This window comes from Flammeovirga sp. AWQ4_249 (assembly GCF_056161045.1).
The window spans coordinates 383,885-402,520 of the sequence record NZ_JBSWYJ010000002.1 but is presented as its reverse complement, the minus strand read 5'-3'; the positions used below and the strand labels follow the sequence as shown (position 1 = coordinate 402,520).

Annotated in this window: 16 protein-coding genes; 5 read left to right on the top strand and 11 right to left on the bottom strand. The window is 32.0% G+C overall.

Annotated elements, in window-relative coordinates; genetic code table 11:
- Both ACXAHM_RS03600 and ACXAHM_RS03595 read left to right on the top strand, forming a co-directional pair.
- Positions 1 to 554, top strand: a 554-nt coding sequence (locus tag ACXAHM_RS03600; RefSeq protein WP_474959025.1) for a hypothetical protein, incomplete at its 5' end; no start/stop codon positions are given.
- Between the two features lie 333 nt (positions 555 to 887).
- Positions 888 to 1,286 carry a hypothetical protein gene (locus ACXAHM_RS03595; protein WP_474959024.1) on the top strand — a complete coding sequence of 133 codons (399 nt, stop codon included), beginning with the start codon at positions 888 to 890 and terminating at the stop codon, positions 1,284 to 1,286.
- A 139-nt stretch (positions 1,287 to 1,425) separates the two neighbouring features.
- Here ACXAHM_RS03595 and ACXAHM_RS03590 read toward each other — a convergent pair whose 3' ends face one another.
- The 6 genes from ACXAHM_RS03590 to ACXAHM_RS03565 all read right to left on the bottom strand — a co-directional run bounded on the left by ACXAHM_RS03590 (position 1,426) and on the right by ACXAHM_RS03565 (position 9,970).
- Positions 1,426 to 4,107, bottom strand: a complete 2,682-nt coding sequence (locus ACXAHM_RS03590) for a helix-turn-helix and ligand-binding sensor domain-containing protein (RefSeq protein WP_474959023.1) — start codon at positions 4,105 to 4,107, stop codon at positions 1,426 to 1,428.
- A 366-nt stretch (positions 4,108 to 4,473) separates the two neighbouring features.
- On the bottom strand, positions 4,474 to 5,529 hold the full coding sequence (locus ACXAHM_RS03585) for a family 16 glycosylhydrolase (protein WP_474959022.1): 1,056 nt from the start codon (positions 5,527 to 5,529) through the stop codon (positions 4,474 to 4,476).
- Between the two features lie 116 nt (positions 5,530 to 5,645).
- Positions 5,646 to 6,638, bottom strand: a complete 993-nt coding sequence (locus ACXAHM_RS03580) for an Ig-like domain-containing protein (protein ID WP_474959021.1) — start codon at positions 6,636 to 6,638, stop codon at positions 5,646 to 5,648.
- Between the two features lie 377 nt (positions 6,639 to 7,015).
- Entirely contained in the window at positions 7,016 to 7,342 is a 327-nt protein-coding gene (locus ACXAHM_RS03575) for a hypothetical protein (protein WP_474959020.1), read from the bottom strand.
- Positions 7,343 to 7,479: 137 nt separating this feature from the next.
- Positions 7,480 to 9,138, bottom strand: coding sequence for an alpha-glucan family phosphorylase (glgP, locus tag ACXAHM_RS03570; RefSeq protein WP_474959019.1), 1,659 nt, complete (start codon positions 9,136 to 9,138; stop codon positions 7,480 to 7,482).
- A gap of 598 nt (positions 9,139 to 9,736) precedes the next feature.
- Positions 9,737 to 9,970: a hypothetical protein gene (locus ACXAHM_RS03565; RefSeq protein WP_474959018.1), complete on the bottom strand. Its 234-nt coding sequence runs from the start codon at positions 9,968 to 9,970 to the stop codon at positions 9,737 to 9,739.
- A gap of 209 nt (positions 9,971 to 10,179) precedes the next feature.
- Between ACXAHM_RS03565 and ACXAHM_RS03560 the strand changes: the two genes are divergently transcribed.
- Together ACXAHM_RS03560 and ACXAHM_RS03555 are read left to right on the top strand one after the other, a co-directional pair.
- Positions 10,180 to 13,209: a PD-(D/E)XK nuclease family protein gene (locus ACXAHM_RS03560; protein WP_474959017.1), complete on the top strand. Its 3,030-nt coding sequence runs from the start codon at positions 10,180 to 10,182 to the stop codon at positions 13,207 to 13,209.
- A 105-nt stretch (positions 13,210 to 13,314) separates the two neighbouring features.
- Positions 13,315 to 14,580 carry a tetratricopeptide repeat protein gene (locus ACXAHM_RS03555; RefSeq protein ID WP_474959016.1) on the top strand — a complete coding sequence of 422 codons (1,266 nt, stop codon included), beginning with the start codon at positions 13,315 to 13,317 and terminating at the stop codon, positions 14,578 to 14,580.
- Positions 14,581 to 14,620: 40 nt separating this feature from the next.
- On the opposite strand, the gene ACXAHM_RS03550 is transcribed toward ACXAHM_RS03555, so the two are convergent.
- The 4 genes from ACXAHM_RS03550 to ACXAHM_RS03535 form a co-directional block, all read right to left on the bottom strand.
- Positions 14,621 to 15,391, bottom strand: a complete 771-nt coding sequence (locus ACXAHM_RS03550) for a hypothetical protein (RefSeq protein ID WP_474959015.1) — start codon at positions 15,389 to 15,391, stop codon at positions 14,621 to 14,623.
- Between the two features lie 106 nt (positions 15,392 to 15,497).
- Positions 15,498 to 16,298: a polyphosphate kinase 2 gene (ppk2, locus tag ACXAHM_RS03545; RefSeq protein WP_474959014.1), complete on the bottom strand. Its 801-nt coding sequence runs from the start codon at positions 16,296 to 16,298 to the stop codon at positions 15,498 to 15,500.
- 10 nt (positions 16,299 to 16,308) lie between these two features.
- Complete coding sequence (locus ACXAHM_RS03540) at positions 16,309 to 16,956, bottom strand: ribonuclease H1 domain-containing protein (RefSeq protein ID WP_474959013.1); 648 nt, start codon at positions 16,954 to 16,956, stop codon at positions 16,309 to 16,311.
- A 72-nt stretch (positions 16,957 to 17,028) separates the two neighbouring features.
- Entirely contained in the window at positions 17,029 to 17,532 is a 504-nt protein-coding gene (locus ACXAHM_RS03535) for a GNAT family N-acetyltransferase (protein ID WP_474959012.1), read from the bottom strand.
- Positions 17,533 to 17,757: 225 nt separating this feature from the next.
- On the opposite strand from ACXAHM_RS03535, the gene ACXAHM_RS03530 reads away from it, so the two are divergent.
- Entirely contained in the window at positions 17,758 to 17,904 is a 147-nt protein-coding gene (locus ACXAHM_RS03530; protein ID WP_169657760.1) for a hypothetical protein, read from the top strand.
- Between the two features lie 84 nt (positions 17,905 to 17,988).
- On the opposite strand, the gene ACXAHM_RS03525 is transcribed toward ACXAHM_RS03530, so the two are convergent.
- Positions 17,989 to 18,612, bottom strand: a complete 624-nt coding sequence (locus ACXAHM_RS03525) for a response regulator (RefSeq protein WP_474959011.1) — start codon at positions 18,610 to 18,612, stop codon at positions 17,989 to 17,991.
- Between the last annotated feature and the right edge of the window lie 24 nt (positions 18,613 to 18,636).

The following is an 18,636-nucleotide window of genomic DNA, read 5'->3' as shown; positions in this document are numbered from 1 at the left end:
AACACGTAGAAAAAGGTGAGCAATTAGGTATGTTCCACTTTGGTGGTTCTACACACTGTTTATTCTTCAGACCTGAAGTAGATTTAGCATTCGATTTACACGGTCAAAATGCAAGTCTTGATGCACACAACATTCCATTGAGATCAAGAATCGCTCAAGTATATGAAACAAAACCTGAAGTTTCTGAAGTGACTGTAAAAGCTGCAGAAGGATTCCAAAAAACAGGTATTCAAGTTGCTGCTGATTCTTTATCAAAAATCGAATATGTAAGCGGTCTTTGGACTACAAACCCTCATATCACACAAAACGGTGGTCTTTACAACGCAGCAGGTAACCCTAATGCTGAAGCAGAACTTGCTACAGAGGAATATGTATTAGCCAACGAAAAAGTAGGTGCATTGATCGGTAAAGTGGGTGACACTAAATTCTTCATCGGTAACTACGCAACAATCCCTGCTGGTTTAGAAGGTGAATTAGAATTATGTATCAATGATAAAGCGGAAGAAGTAGCCAACAACCTTGGTGAAGTAGTAGTAAAAGTTAGCATTGCTTAATTCATTTAAGTAAGCTTAATATATAATTAAAGTCCAATGAGATAGCAACTTATCTTATTGGACTTTTTTGCATATTCATTTTTTTATAATAAAATCATATAGAAAGTGTAACCAATTTTGATCGTCAAATAGTACAATATTGAAAAATGAAAAGTAGATGTGCCATTTTAGGATTTTATGTTCGATAACGAACATGTGGATACCTTAAGAAATACTATAAAACATTTGTAACTAATTGTAATTGAGTTTATTATGATTTTATGGCACAATGATGGAATACTTAGTTAGTGTAAACAAAAAAACAATTACATCATTAAACTTAAAATAACTGTCATGAAAAAATTATTTTTCTCAATCGTCATCACTTTATCTTCTGTTGTTGCTTTTGCTCATAATGCTGAAAAACCATTAGATGATAATACAGATAAATTAAATAGAGCTGTAAAACAACTTGATGCTTCTGATTGGTCTTCTTATACTAAAGCTGCTGAATTAGCTATTAATTGGAATGGAGACTTAGATCTAGCGAAAGATTGGTTAGATAAAGCGATGAGTATTGAAACAAATGCTCAAAACCTTGAAGTTTTAGGAGATTATTATGCTCACAAGGGTGAAACGAAGAAAGCATTCGATACTTACATGGAAGCTTTATCAAAAGATGTTTCTAAAATGGACAAAGACGTGAGAGAAAGTCTTCAAAGAAAAGTTTTAGTTTATTCTAAATACAACTAGAAATTAAACAATAATTCACCATTAATTAGGGAATTATTAAAGATAAAATGTGCTTAAGGGAATGAATAAATAACGTCCCTTTTGTCAAGATAGTGGAACTTAAAGAACCCCTTTCAGTGTATGCTGATGGGGTTCTTTTTTATTTAAATTCTAATATAAATTTATAAAGATCTTCTCCTTGGTTTAGATCAAGTTTTTTTCTTAATCTATAACGACTTGTATCTAAGCTTCTTGTATTGATATTCATTAAGTTAGCAATTTCTTTACTACTTAGATTTAAGCGAATAAAAGAAATAATTCGAATGTCATTTGTTGTGAGATTAGGGTGTTTTTCAGTGATTGACCTGATGAAATCTTGATGTAAATCTGTAAAGAGTTGATGGAATAATAAATCTTTTTTCTCTCTGTTAATTTCTTCCTCGATTAACCCCGACCATTTCATAGCTTCTTTGGTACGCATTCTGTTGAGCCCACCTTGTACTTTCATTAGGAAATTATCTTTTAGATTAATGATTTCCATATATTTTAGAAGCTGTTCTTCTTTTAAAGAAATAATTTCTTGAGCATTTTGCCTCTGTAAATTGCTCTTATGGATATTTACTTTTTTGAAATGAAAATAACGACTGACAATGACAGAGATATAAATACTAAACCCAAAAATCAATAGAATAGGAAGTAGTACCAGGTAAGTCTCGTACCAATATTTTTCTATTTCAAAGACAAGAGTTGTGGTTTTGATACGTCCTTCATTGACTTTACTTTGAAGTTGTAACGTATATTTTCCTCCCTTTAAATTTTGTCTGGTCAAACTTGTATTATCAGCACTCCATTCAGACCACTCTGATTCTAATGGAGTTATTTTATATCTAAATTCAGCAATATCCGTTGATAATTTATCGATAAAAAAGTTGAATTGAATATCTTTTTCCCCTTGATTAAAAACAATTTGATCAGAATAGGGATAAATTAATTTTTGATTTTGATTGGTAATTTCAATGGAACCAATCATTGGTTGACTGTCTTTTTTAAACTTAGACTGATACTTTACATCAAAGGTAGTAAGACCTCGGTCAGTGGCTATTCTAAAGAGATTGTCTTTAAAATCAATGAATTCAAAATCTTTATTTATATCGTTTTGAAGAGATTTAAGTTGAGCATTATAAGTATGAATATTTCCATCGGAAAGTAACTCTATTAGATGAATTTTGTTGTCATAAACATACCCTAAGATATTCTCAGAAGCATTCATAGCCAAGGCAGGAATGTCTTTATTAGAAATTGGATTTAATAATGGATGATTAAGAGAAACAAACTTTCCTTCTTTGTATTTTAAGAATTTATTAGGCCCCCAGAAATAGAGTTCATCATTAATATTATAAATGTTCATAATATTTTTAGCTCTTTCTGTTTTTACAATTGCACCATTTTCTAGTGTACAAAGTACCAATTCTTCATTGTTTATTTCTCCCCAAATACAGTTGTTTTCCTTGTCATAATGTAATTGGACATAGCCATAAATACCAGGGCTGTTGACGTACCAAAATTGACCATCTTTTTTAGCATACAACATTAATCCATCATAGGTAGAAATAAGGTAAAAAGGAGTACCTTCAAAAGCTGCAATATCAACGGTACCTGTATGCACAATCACTTCCTCGATACCATTTTCTTTTAATATTGAAAGTCCAGAATTGTGACAAACGAACAATTCATGATTGATTTCTTTGATATTCCATACCTGTCCCGAGATCTCTTTTTGAAGCGAATATTTACCTTTTTGATCGGATTGAAATAAACCTTTATTCGTACCAATCAAAAGTGAATTTTTATAATCTAAAAAACTGTAGGTGGCGGCACCTTTAAATTCATGAGAGATATTACTTTGCAATTCAACTTTAGCAATACCATAATCCAATCCTAGCCAAATATTGCCTAAACTATCTTTAGCCATTGACAAAACAGTATTATCCATCAGTCCATTGAGTTGGTCCACTTTTTCTGATGTATTTTGTGTTTCATCAATGATAATTAATCCATTTGCCACACTTCCAAGACTAATTTTTTGATCTTCATATGAAATACCTGTAAATAAAGCATCATTTTCTAAGGTCTTATCCAGAGCAACTTCAGTGAGGTTTAGACCGTCATATTTGAATAATTTTCCATTATAAAGTGGAATGTATAAGTCTTTATTGTGGATGAAAAGCTTTCTTACTTGTTGGTTGAGAAGAGAAGAAAACGTTTTTTGAAAGGTAATTTTTCCATTTTCAATAATACCAGTTCGTCCACTTCTAAAAAGTACCCATATTTTATTATTCCATTTAATGCAGGCATTAATACCTTCGTAATGTGTCAGAAAAGTAGTTTTTTGCGTGATTTTATCAAAAAGAGCAATTTTATCTTCCGTCTGAAAAACGATTGTATTCTCGAACGCTTCAATATTCCATACTTGTTGATAATCAAATTTACCTAAAGAAGTAAATTGAAATCCATCCTCTATATGAGTAAAATAACCATATTCATTACCGCCTGCCCAAATGGTATCATTTTCAATAAAAATTGAGCGAACGACCTCTTGATTATTCATCTGAGCAAGTCCCCAATTTCCACAATTATTGTAAAGTAAACCTTGAGAATTACCAAAGTAAATGATTCCATATTTATCAATTTTGACATCCCAATTTTGTCTACCTGCTTTATAATCTTTCTTATGATAATTAATTATGTTCGTTTTTTTGGAATAAGCATAAGTGTCTGATACATTGATTTGTATAACAGAAATGAAGATAAATGATAGTATGTATAGAATGGTTGATTTCATTAACAGAATGTTCTAATTGAGAGAGAAAAAATATAGTTTCTTTTGTGTAAAACTATTGATAGTATAAAAATCTTGTAATTAGCCTCTTAATTAAATCATTTGTTTTTGAATCTACAAATGTCATTTGATAAAAAAGAAGTGCCTTCCGAAATGTGAGAAAATATTCTCTATCAGAAGGCACAATTTAGCATACCAAAAATGACTATTTTAATCCTGTCATTTTATAAAGCGAACAATAAGTAAGTTTTGTTAGTAAAGGTTTATTCTCATGTTCAACCATAACATGACAATACACAACTATTCATTATTAATCTTTAGTTCTATTAAATAATCAGACTACTTGACGAATTCAATTTTATATTATTTTTATTGTAATTGATATGCTCTTACATAATCAATTTCAAAGCGGACTTCTTCATCAAACATACTATCATCTACACCTTGAGCACCACCCCAAGTTCCACCGATAGCAAGGTTCAATATTAAGAAGAAAGGTTCTTGAAAAGGCCAATCTCCAGCGTCTTGAAGTTGAGCAGTTTCTGCAAAAGTTTTGATTTTTTTACCGTCAATATAAATGTGAATTCTATCAAAACCGGCTAATTCATCCTCTACCCATTCCATTGTAACGATATGGAAATCATTCGCTACATTTTCATCGAACTCTTTATGACCTCTTGCATTTTGACCATTTAATCCGTTTTTATTTTTTGTATGTAATGCACAATGGAAAACATTTGGTTCATAGCCGACATGTTCCATAATATCAATTTCTCCAGCTCTTGGCCAAGATCCATATCCCAACATCCAAAATGCTGGCCATGTACCTCTACCTTTTGGTACTTTAAGACGAGCTTCTATTTTACCATATCTAAAGTCTCTTTTGTCTTTTGATACAATACGAGCAGAAGTATATCCTTTGCTTAAATAATTTTCTTTTCTAGCTTCAATCACCAAAATACCATCCTCAATTCTGATATTTTCTTCTCTATCTGTGTAATACTGAAGTTCTTGATTTCCTCCTCCAGATCCATTTACTTCATATGTCCAATTGTCCAAATTCAAAGAATTACCATCAAACTCATCTGACCATACTAATTCATATTCAGGAGAAGATACTGTAACTGTAACTGTTTGTACTTGATCACCTACGGTAGCAGAAATTGTTGTTTCGCCAACTTTAATACCTGTTACTGAACCATGAAAAACAGTTGCAATATTTTCATCATCAGAAGTCCATTGGACGGATACATCCACATCCGGAGCCTGAAGAACAGTAATTTTTTCTACTTCTCCTTCTTTTAGCTCAATGGTTGTTTTATCAAGTAATAATTGACCGTCAGTACTATTGTCTTGAATAGTGCTTCCGGAATCACAACTAACAAAGAGAAGTGCAGTAGACAATATGAGATATAAGTATTTCATTTCTTATTAAATTATTGGATTTTGTAATAGCAGATAGATAGTATATTTCGAGTTGGAAAAGAAAGTATTACCTATAAAGCATTGAATAAATACTTTATAGGTAATAAGAACTATACTTATTTTTTGTAAAAGAAAGCAGCATCCATATCTAATGTAGTTCCTGTTTCACCTCCAGCAAGTACAGAGATTACATTTACATTAGAAAGAGGTTGCTCATAGAATAAACCAATATCTCTTAAAGCTCTCATTGGAATTTCTACTGATTGCCATTCTCCATTTCTTTCAAAGTTTGTATAAGGCTCAATACCTTCTTGTGCAGCTGAACCTACAACAATTCTTCCTTCACTCACACCATCATTAAATAGTAATGTATATGAAGAGTTTTCTTGTGTTGTTTTAAAAGCAACGTGGAAATAATAATCGTCAGGTGCATTAAAAATTGAAGTCATGTCAACTTCACCATAAAAGTTATTGATAAAGAATCCAGCGCCTGACCAGCCAATTGAACCAACTACTAAACTTGTCCATCCTTCTTCTAATCCAAAGAAGTTATTTCCTTCAACTGTACCAGGAGTAAAAGTATCATCCCAGATATATAAGAATTTTGTATCATCATCTGGACGTAAATCTGCAGTAACATTATTTGCAATTAAATCAAAAGTAGTTTGGTCCATTTGAACAACAAAATAGTCTGTACCATTTAATGGAGCTTCTAAATCTGAGTTTCCTGTGTCATCTTTCGGATCTTCAACAACAACTTCTTCATTTACCGTGATATTACAAGTCGCTGAAAAAGCACCATGCGTAGCAGCTACAATTGCATTACCTTTGCTAACGGCAGTAACTGTTCCATCTACTACAGTAGCAATTGCAGCATCAGATGTACTCCAAGATATATCGCCAGTAATTCCTTCAGGTGCTAAAGTTGCTACTAACTGCGTAGTTTCTCCAACTTCTAATTCTACACTCTCTTGATCTAAAGAAAGTCCTGTAACTTCAGCAACGATATCATCTAAAATTTCTTCAACAGCATCTTCAGAACAAGCTGTGAAAAAAGTAATTAATGAGAATAGTGAAAGTGTAATAAGTGTTTTTAAATTGATAGACATAATCAAAAAAGTTTAGAATGTTAAAACTTAAAAAGCAATCCAACTACTACTTATATAGATATGAGAAAAAATGATAAGATAGATGTTTAGATTAATAAGTAAACAATAGATTGGTTATTCATTTCATTATCAACAATTCAGTTTACCGTTTTGTGATTGCTTGTTTACAATCTTAAGAAGTGATTTTTAAGGAATTAAATTTTGAATGTCTATTTGATCTATACAGTAATAAAATTGGTTGTCATATTATCTATACATGATTGTTGTAAGTTATTGATAATGAGTGTTTAGTTTGTTGTTTTTTGTGTGTTTTTTTGATTAAATCATCAACACTCAGAAAATGGGTTTTAACAGTAATTTTATTTAAGTGAATAACATTATCTTTTTAAAAAATAAATCCAGCTAAAACTTTTTCTTGTGGATAAGTAGTCTTTATTACTTTCATTTTTATAAGCCTCTTGTTCAAAAGATATTTTTCTGTAAGCTTTATCCACATTTTTGTGAATAACTAATAGAATAAAGAACTCAGAGATATACCAAAAAAAGAAAAATATAAACAACATTTCCTTTTGCTGTTGAAAATGAATTTTTTCATGGTGAATCATACGGTACCAACTGTTAGTATGTTGATAACTCTTAAATTCTTCACGTACAAAAAGAAATGGAAACACAGCCATAGCAGTATATCCTTTAAAAGGAATCAATTTGTTGAAAATTATAAACACATTTTCAGAATTGGGTTGCGAAAATAAAAAAAGCGAGCATACCAAAGTAAACTCGCTTAATATTAATAACAAATTGTTTGAATTAATATCCCTTCTTCTACGAAGACAATTTATTCTTACTCATTGTATAATTTTTCATAGTACTGTAACGCCATACGGTTAGCGTCGAAGTATGGAAGAACATCACGCATAGAATTTTTCACACGCTCAGTCCAAGCCTCTTGATTATCATAGTACATTGGGATAATCTCATTTTCTAACATATCCAATAAGCTGTTTAAGTCTTGCTCATCTTGCTCATGGATAGGCGCCTCTAAGTTAGCTAATGGAAGAACGAATGAGTTCTCGCCATTGGCGAATTCAGGAATCCAACCATCATCAGTTGAAAGGTTAATACCACCGTTCATTGCTGAAGTCATACCTGAAGTACCAGAAGCTTCACGAGGTACACGAGGGTTGTTTAACCAGATATCAGAACCTTGCTTTAACTTACGAGATAATTTTAATTCATAACCTACTAAAACAGCCATGTTGCTGTAAGATTTCGATAAATGAACTAAAGAATTAAACGTAGAAACAGCACCGTAATCCATTGGATAAGGCTTACCTGCCCAGATGATTTGAACTGGTTTATCAGGATTGTTCATGATACGGTCGAAACGCTCTTTGTTTCTAGTGATCAAGTCAGCACGCTTATAAGCAGCAAAACGACGAGCCCAAACGATTGTAAGAACTTTAGGGTCCATTAACTTACCCGTTTGATCTGCTACTGTTTCGAATAATTTCGATTTTAAGTAACGCTTACGCTTGATTAATTGATCGTCTTCCTCTTTGTGAAGCGCATTATATAATTGCTCATCAGCCCAATATGTACGGTTCTGAGCATTTGTAATAGAAGTAATACGGCAGATATCACCATATTTATTCCACATATCGTTAGAAACTTCACCGTGTAATTTTGATACACCGTTAGCAACTCTTGCAAGACGTAAACAAGCTAATGAGTGATCGAATGTATCATCATGAATCCCCGTAATACGACGCACTTCATCAAGTGGCATACCGTTGAAGTAACCTAATTTATTTAAGAAGTGAATATCATGCTTCTCGTTACCTGCTTCCTCTGGTGTGTGCGTAGTGAATACTAATAAGTCTTTCACTTTTTGCATATCACCATCAAACTTGTTCGCTAAGTGGAATGCAGCTGGCAATGCGTGAGCCTCGTTGAAGTGATATACTTCAGCATTGTACTCAAGCTCGTCAAGAAGTTTTGCACCACCTAAACCTAAAAGCATATATTGAGCTACTTTTGCAGAAGCATCAGCGTCATAAAGACGGTGAGAAATCGACTGTGATAAGTAGTCATTTTCAGGAAGATCAGTTGTTAAGAAGAACATTGGTACAGTATTAAATACGCCTGGACGTAAATATTTAGCTGTAACCCAAACTGGATGACCATTTACTTGAATCGTAAATTTAATGTTTGTGTCTTCTAAGAAGTTATTAATTTTTTCTTGGAATAAAGCATCCATTTCTTGGTTACCCTTACGAACTTGATCGTAGTAACCATATTTCCATAGAATACCAATTCCAATAAAGTTTTGGTTTAATTCATAAGCAGAACGCATGTGCGAACCAGCTAAGAAACCAAGACCTCCAGAGTAGATTTTGAACGGTTGATCAATAGCGAACTCCATACAGAAGTATGCTACACGTTTTTTATATTTTGGGTCGTAAGCATAAGGGTGCTTGAAATCTTGTTCGAAACGTGACATATTAAATGAATTAATTAATAGTATTATTGTTTAAAATGCATAAGAGTTGTCGGTATGACGTTTCTTAATACATGTGCAATTTTTATAAATTATTTATGGATTTGTATGATGTAGGTCATCAAAATGAGAAAGATTTTCTGTAACCGGTTGCGAAACCGTTAGAATGTTAAAGCTTTAACTAAAAATATAACTTTATTCACAAATTTATTTCAAAAACTCCTTCTATTAGTAAATATTTGCCAATAAAAATATATCAAATAAGCTGTTTTAAACAAACATTAAATCTATATTCTACTTATCGATACAAAATTTAAATTATTTTATAATGAAAGGTATAAATTTTAGTAGTGTTTGTGGATAAACATTAAAATTAAACTTGATTTTTTAAGACCATCCAAAATGTTAATGATTTTGTTTAAAAATCACACATTAAGTATGAATTGTGTCATATAAAAAACAATGACTTAAAGTATAACTTCAAAAAGCTATTCTAATATTGATTAATATCAATCAAACATTGTTTGCGATATTTTTCGAAATAATTAATAAAATTTTCAAAATATTATTCTATTCTAATATAAAATTGCATTTAAAAATTTTATGCTATCGTAGAAGTTTGAAATTCTACTTGATTTTGAGGTTTTTCATTTGATTTGAAAAGTTTTTTACTGTAAAAGTAAAGACCGATCACTAATGCAAAAAAGTTGATCATGATCCATGAAATAGAAGAAACTACATTTAAAATTACCCATGTAATTGCTTTGATTATTGGAACGAAAACAACCATAAAGCAGAATAAAATGATCCCAAATATTACCTTGAAAATACCCATAACAAAAGAAAAAGTTTAAGTGATAACTGGAGTGGTCTGGTGAGTGATTTTAAATTTGAAAAATGCTTCTTTTTTATACTTTTCAATGCCATAACGTAATTGAAGTGGAAATAGTTGCTATCTGAAAAAAAATATTAGTTTTTATTAATCTTCTTTTTTGGTCTACTATCAGTTTGTATTTTCGTTCAATTATCAAGAAAACCTTACAGATGTCACAAGATTATTCAATTCCCTTCTTAAAAACTGTAGCAGCTCAAATTTATAATGAGCATAAAAACCATTTGACAAAGATTGTTGTCGTTTTACCTTCTCGAAGAGCAGGAATGTACTTCAAGCAGTATTTTGGAGAGGTTATTCCTTCTACAACGATCGCCCCGGCTGTACTGTCAATGGAAGGTTTTGCAGAAAGGTTGTCCAATCTTGTGAAAGCAGATAGTGTGACTTTACTCTTTAAGTTATTTTCTCTCTATAGAAAAAAAGATAAGACAATTACCATTGAAAAGTTTGCTGCTTTAGGGAAATCATTATTGAGAGAATTCAATATGATTGATAACAACCTGACAGAAGAGCAAACCAGAAAAATGTTTGAACATTTGAAAGAAGCTAAAGCTATTGAACATTGGGCTGAAGCTTTAGGGGAAAAAGATGATGTAATTGAAGAAGTCAAGAATCAGCTTTTTGCAAAGAAAGATAGTATGACAGATTTTCTTGAATTCTGGGAAAATTTAGCAACTACTTATTTCGAATTTAAGGAAACACTAAAAAAAGATGGTTTAGCATATGGAGGTTTGGCTTTCCGTGAGGCGTATAATCATCTTGAAAACCGAATGGAACATTGGGGAATCCAAAAAGTAATCTTTGCCGGTTTTTCACAAATGTCAGGGGTAGAGCAAGCAATTGTACAGCAACTAACCGATCTTGGAAAAGCACAAACTATTTTTGATGCAGACAAACAATATTTTAGCCCTTACCATGAGGCAGGACATTATCTGAGAAGGTATACAAAAGGGTTTGCAAAACAACATATCGATTTTCAAAAAGATTGGTGGTCTTCACACCCTAAAGAGGTAAATATCACTGCTATAAGCAATGTTGTAGGACAGGCTAAATTTGCAGGAGAATGGCTTAATGAATTATTGGATACACCTGAAAAGAGAAGAGACTTCCAGCATACTTTAAATCATACTGCGATATTATTACCTGATGAAGCATTACTTCCAGCTTTATTGAGATCATTGCCAGATATCACATTTGAGGATGGAACATCATTGGCGGAGTTAACCAACATCACAATGGGTATGCCTTTCTCAAAAACACCTTTATTTGATTTATTGAGAGCAATATTTCAGCTTCAAGAAAGAATTAAACTTAATGAAGGGAAGTATTGTGCCTATTTTAGAGATGTACAAAATATTCTTCGTCATCCTTATTTTCAGTATACAAACTCCATCAAAGAGTTCGAAGAAATTTCAAATTCAATTTTAGATGAAATCGTCACAAATCAAATGATATGGGTGCCATTGGAAAAGTTAAATGATTGGGGAGATAAACATCCAATTTACCGTGCCGTATTCCAATACTGGAATCAAGATTATAGAGAAGCCTTAAGTTCATTTAATACATTAATCAAGACCTTAGCTGAGGTACTTAAAGCAAATCCTGATGTGTTAGGAGCATCCACTTCAGATATTCTAGAAAGTTCTTTTGAAGGGGAATTACTAGTACAGTTTTATAAAATAATCAAACGTTTAGAAGATACCTTACCACAGTTTGCTCAGGAAAATGGCCAATTATCAGTGCATGTTTTTAAGTCTTTACTCTTGGAGTTATTAAGAGCTTCTAATATTCCATTTACTGGTGTACCGATTGCTCCACTTCAAATTATGGGTATGCTGGAAAGTAGAGCACTAGATTTTAAAAATGTATTGGTCTTATCTTGTAATGAAGGGAATTTACCAATTAAGAAGGCAGTAGAAGCAATTATTCCTTTCGACACTAGAATGACGTATGGAATGCCTACTTATATTGATAATGAAGCAGCCTTTGCATATACTTTTTATCGATTATTTCATAGAGCAGAAAACCTATGTTTTACCTATCTAGATGGTAATGCAGGAGGTGACATTGGGGAAATGAGTAGATTGGTTTTACAAATTAAAGAGGAATTTGCCGAAGAACCTTCTAACCTAATAACACTTAATTCAGATGTTTGGTTATTGTCTAAAGCAGATAGAACGATGTCTGAGACAGTAACTATTCAAAAAGAGGAGATACTGCAAAAAAGAATAAAAGAACGATTAGCAAATGGTGTCAGTCCATCAGCATTGAATTCATTTATTAGAAATCCGCTTACTTTTATTGATGAAAAAGTATTAAAACTGGATGAAGAAGATGAGGTAGAAGAAGATTTAGATAATAGAACTTTTGGTACTTTGATTCACTTAGCTTTAGAATGGGGATTGAGAAGAATGGCGGGTATCAATGATAAAGATGAAAATACGCCTTTTGTACTCTATAAATCTCATTTTGATAAAGCATTAGACAATAAAGATTTTATACCTCAATTAATCCTTGACTCCGCAAAGCATGAAGGTGTGGATATGAGTAGGGGACAAAACCTCTTGCTAAAAGCAGTTGCTCACAATTTGATGGAACGCTATTTCAAAAAACAAATAGAAGAAATAGAACGCTCTCAAAGTAAAGCAATAACTATCGTTGGGTTAGAAAAGTTTGTCACTCATATTTTTGAGGTTGAAGTTGATAATGAAAAAATTCCTGTGAAATTAGCAGGTATGGCAGACCGTATAGATGTAATCGATGGACACTTAAGAGTTGTTGATTATAAGTCCGGAGGATACAATGTTACAGATCTTGGTGTTAAAGACTGGATGGAACTTTTAGAAGATGAACATAAGGCTAAGTTTATACAGTTAGTTGTCTACAGTTATTTGCTTACTAAAGCGGGCTTAGATGCAACAAATAAGAATTTTCAAACCAAGCTTCAAAAGGCCAATATCCTTCTTCAAAAGGAAGGTCTTCCATTAATCGATTTAGAAAAAGGTGTTGCTTCTGGTTTTTACTTTTTTAGAAATATCAAAGATGGTTTAAAAACGTGTAAAGTAGATCAACCTTTTGGTGATAAAGGGGAATTACCTTTCCTTGATAAAACTGAAAAATTAATAGAAGAGATAGTCAAAAACATGCTTGACACGGAAAAAGTATTAGAAGATGTAATTTGAATTGTAAAAAAACTTAAATAATCAAAATTTAAGGAGTGGATCTATAGAGTAATTTGTTACTTGAGTATAACTTGAGATGTTCTTCTGTGGAACAATCTAATTTATATGCAACTTATACCTGATATAAAATATACTTTGCAAGGATATTTTACTGTCTTTGTACTACTGATCACCTCTTCATTTTTCGTCCAAAGTGCAAGGTCTCAAACTTCTTTGCCTTCCTTGGATGAAGTGGATATGCTGATGACAAACCTGACTGTTCAGTTAGAGATTACATCAGGTATTGATGCTATGTACAATTTTGACTTTAAAGTTGCAGAAGGCCAATTCAGATGGCTAAAATCACATTACCCTGAACATCCTTTACCTTATTTCCTTTTAGGTTTGACACAATGGTGGAAAATTGAGCCTAATCTTAATAACACTTCTTACGATAAAGCTTTTCTCTCTTATATGGATTCTGCGATTTATTTTGCTGATCGTTTGTATAAAGAAGATAAAACAAATCAAGAGGCTGTATTTATTTTAGCGGGAACATGGGCATTTGAAGGAAGATTAAATGGAGAAAGAAAAAACTGGACGAAGGCAGCTTTTGCTGTTCGAAAAGCTCTTAATTATTTCGACAAGCTAAAAGAAATGCCTAAAACGGCACTTACTCCTGAATTACTTTATGGCGATGGTCTATACAATTATTACATAGAGTATATCAAAGAAAATTATAAAATGCTGCGAACCGTTTTGTGGATGTTTGAGAATGGCGACATGAAACTAGGTACCGAACAATTAGAAACGTGTGGGAGGGAAGCCTTTTATACAAGAATTGAAGCAATGTATTATCTAATGAAAATTCATGCTTCTAGTGGTGGAAAGATGATTCGTGCCTTACAGATTGCAGAATATTTACATGAGAAATACCCTAACAATCCATACTTCCAAAGATATTATGCTAGACTGCTCTATTACAGCGGAAGATATCCTCAGTTGTATAAGGTCAGTAAATCGTTGTTAGAACGCGTAGATGAAGGGATGACAGGATATGAGGAAATGAGTGGTAGATATGCAGCTTTTTATCTTGGATCTTATTATAGAGATTATGTTCATGACCAAGAGAAGGCAGATTTTTATTACAAAAGAGCTTTACAATTTGTAGAAGATATCGGAGATTATGGTTCTGGCTATTATCATTATTCATTGGCAGCTTTAGCTAGATCCGCAAAGAAAGCAGATCGTTGGGACGATGCTGAAGAATATTATTCTAAGATTTTAATTTATGCTACTGGACGAAAGAAACTTCAAGCGGAAGCGAAAGAATTTAAAAAGGAATATAAAAAACTCAAAAAGAAAGAAAGAAGAGCTCAAAAAGGAAAATAACCTTATCATTTAGAAATTTGATAAGGTTATTTTTTTGTCTTTACTGTAGGATTAATTGATCACCAAATGCTGTAGAAATTAACGAGAAAGAAATTCCTTTTGCTGCTAACTCATTTTCTACAGAAAGCTTTAAACTGCGGTAACTTCCCATTGCACCATTATATTTTTTATCCAATAATTCTATCTTCCCATTTAGTGTTTCTTTTTCTGCTAAAAGACCTTTATGACGGGCTTCAAGAGAAGCATAATTTTGCTCTAATGCTTGAATTTTATCTCTTAAATCGGTTAGAACAGTAGGATTATTATTTTTCTTTAATTCGTCAACGTATTGTAAAGAGAGAGTATAATTTTCCAATTTTTGAAATGTCGACTCCATCTTACTTTTTTCAGCCATTAGCTTTTTATTTTCAACGATATACTTAGCTACGACTAAAGCACTGTTGTTATTTTGAAGATTTTCGATGTCTAATTTTAGTGCTTGATTTTCTTTTAATAGTTTTTCAATTTCTGAAGAAGGATCAGCATTGGTTAGTAAGGCACTATTTTCTTTTTTTAATGAGGAAATTTCTTCTAATAGACTTTTATTTTTTTCTTGAATTAAATTAAAATTTTCCTCATAAGAATGATCATTTTCTTTCAATTTATCTTCTAAAGAGTCAATAACATTGTTCAGTATTTCTACTTTACTTTTTAGAGTATAATTTTCTTGAACCATTAAATTATTTTCAACAGATTGATCAATTTCATGGTCTTTTGAATTACAAGAAATGAACAGTGAGGTAGCAATGAATGTGAGTAGTAAATTTTTCATCTGAATAGAATTTTGTTTTTGTACATTTCTTAGACAAAACAACTATGCAGAGTGAACAATGTTATTGACTCTTATTTGGAATTTAATAATGATTTACTTGATCATCTTAATACTTTTCAGGAACGAAGGATTGCTCATTTAAAGGTGGTCTTACATATCCTTCTTTTTTGATTTTAGGTAGTTTGATCTTTTTATACTCAATCTCTTGATAAGGAACTTTACTCAAAAAATGGGAAATGCAATTAAGACGTGCTTTCTTTTTATCATCTGCTTTGACAACATACCACGGAGATTGTTTTGTATCAGTGTAAGAAAACATATCATCTTTAGCTTTAGAATATTCAATCCATTTTGATCTTGATTCTAGATCCATTTCACTAAACTTCCAACGTTTGATAGGAGAGTCAATTCTTTCTTTAAATCTTTTTTCTTGCTCTTCATCTGAAACAGAAAACCAATACTTTATGAGAATTATCCCTGAACGAATCAGCATTTTTTCAAATTCTGGACATGTTCTTAAAAATTCCTCATATTGTTGATCAGAACAAAATCCCATGACTTTTTCTACACCAGCACGGTTATACCAGCTTCTATCAAAAAGAACTATTTCACCAGCGGCAGGTAGATGAGGTACATATCTTTGAAAATACCATTGAGATTTTTCTCTTTCTGTAGGTACTCCCAAAGCAACTATCCGAGCAACTCTTGGATTAAGTCGTTCTGTGATTCTTTTTATAACTCCCCCTTTTCCTGCTGCGTCTCTTCCTTCAAAGATGACGACAACTTTAAGTCCTTCTTGTTTAACCCATTCCTGAAGTTTTACCAATTCATTTTGTAAACGAATAAGTTCTTCTTCATAATAAGGTTTTGATAATTTTCCTTTCTTGGTATAGTGTTTTGCTTTCATGATTTATTGATTATTTTCTTCCGAAATCGGCAGGGATTTCACCCCATGCTTTGGTTTCCCATTTCAGAATTGGGTTTTTATAGGTATTATTTTCAAGCCATTTTATAGCTCTGTCTATATATTCAAAAAGAATTTCATTTTTATTATTCTTAGGTAAAGTTGTTTTTATTTTTCGATCTCTCACCCATTTCATTGCTGTACGACTATCCGTATAGACAATCGTATCATCATATCCATGTTGTTTAAGGTAAGCCAATGCATGAACAATACCCAAAAACTCTCCTATGTTGTTTGTCCCATCTTCATAGGGGCCTTTGATAAAGAGTTGTTCTCCGTTTTGAATCCATACCCCTCTATATTCCATAGGTCCTCTAGCGCCACTACACGCGGCGTCTACGGCAATACTATTTGTAGTTATAGGTGAACCGATATTTGGGTCAATCACCTTATTTTTTTTTGCTCCGCCTTTATTTCTAAAGATATATTCTTCAGGTTTTGCTTTGAATGCTTTTTCGGCTTCAGCACGAGAATCAAAAGATTTATATTTAGCTCCTTTTGTACCTTGAACTTGTTTTTGACAATCAGCCCAATTTGTATAAACTCCAGGTTTTCCACCTGACCATACTACATAAAATTTAGGTTTTTTACTTCCGCCCATTCTAATTTTTTAAATTCATTTTTGAATAAATAAATATACTAAGTAAGGTTCCAAAAAGACAAGAAAGGGAAGTTATATATTCAATTCATATTGAAGCCACTTTTGTTGATTTTCTTCAAAACTGTATTGAAATTTCATTCCTAGTTTTTCTATGACGCGAAGAGAGGCAGCATTTTCTTGATTTGCTCTTGCTACTATCTTGTCTAATTTTAAAGCTTTTCCAAAAGCAAGACTCCTTTCAGCGGCCTCTGTGGCATAACCTTTATTCCAACATTTCCGATGAAACCGAAAACCAATATCGACTTCTTCTTTATCTTCTGAATATTTTAATCCACAGAATCCTATGTAGGTGTTATCTTCTTTCAAAAATACAGACCATCGACCAAACCCATATTTTTTGTAATGATCATATTCTTCAATGAACTGTTCCGTTTCTTTGATATTTTGAAAGGCAGTGTCACCTGTAAATTTGAGAACTTCAGGATCATTATTTAAATCAAAAAAATCAGCAGCATCTGAAGTCGAAAATTCTTTGAAATATAATCGTGTTGAAGAGAAAATTACATTTTTATCCATATTTGTTAGCTTTTGATGAATGATAAAAAGAACAATAACAATTATTTAATACTCTAAAATTGTCATTTTCAGACCCAATAAGGCACTTTTTCAAAATAAATTGAAAATTTATCAGTTATTTTTACAAAAGAACTTGAGCAATAAGGATATATCAGTTAAATTTGCACGCTCATATTTCTAGGAATATGTTTTAACTTTGATAATTGATATTAATAAAATATAGTCATGGGATATACAAAACTTATCAGAAAAAGTAAAAGAAATAAGACGATTGCTAAAACTCGTGTTACAACTATCCAACGTTTAAGCGCGAAGCCAGTAATCAAGAAAGTAGACGTAGAAGCTATCAAAGCTGAATTCGCTGCTAAGTAATTTCTTATTACTTCAAGACTAAAAAAGGTCTGATGTTTTTTAACATCAGACCTTTTTTATTTTATATCGTAGGTTATTTATTTTTTAAATAAATCCTTCACTCTTCGCTTTTGTCACTGCTTCAATTTTATTAGAAACTTGCAGCTTCAAATAGATATTTTTGATGTGGAATTTAACGGTATCTTTAGAGACTGAAATAGTGTCCGCAATATCCATATAACTTCTACCTTCAGCTAATAAGTTAAGCACATCTGTTTCTCTTCCCGTAAGTGGAGATTCACTTTCTCTTCTAAATGATTTTACAACAAGCTTGGCAATATGTGTTGACATAGGTGCACCACCTGCAGATACTTCATCTAAGGCTTTTAAAAGTTGAGTATGATTACTATTCTTAGTGATATAACCAGTAGCACCGGCACAAAGAGCATCAAATACATATTGACTGTTTTCGTGTACAGAAATGATAAGGATATCTGTCTTAGGTAAAGTTTGACGAATATGTCTTGTACCCTCAATACCGTTCATTCCGGGTAAATCAATATCCATGAGTACAATATCAGGCTTGTCGTTTTTTATGTTCTTAATTGCATCTTCACAATTATCATATGTGTTTACGACGGCATAATTGTCAGTTTTGGTTTCTATTAGTAGCTTAAATGCCTCTTGGACATCAAAATTGTCCTCAACAATGATAATATTTTTTTTCATGTTACAAATTTACAAAAAAAAAAA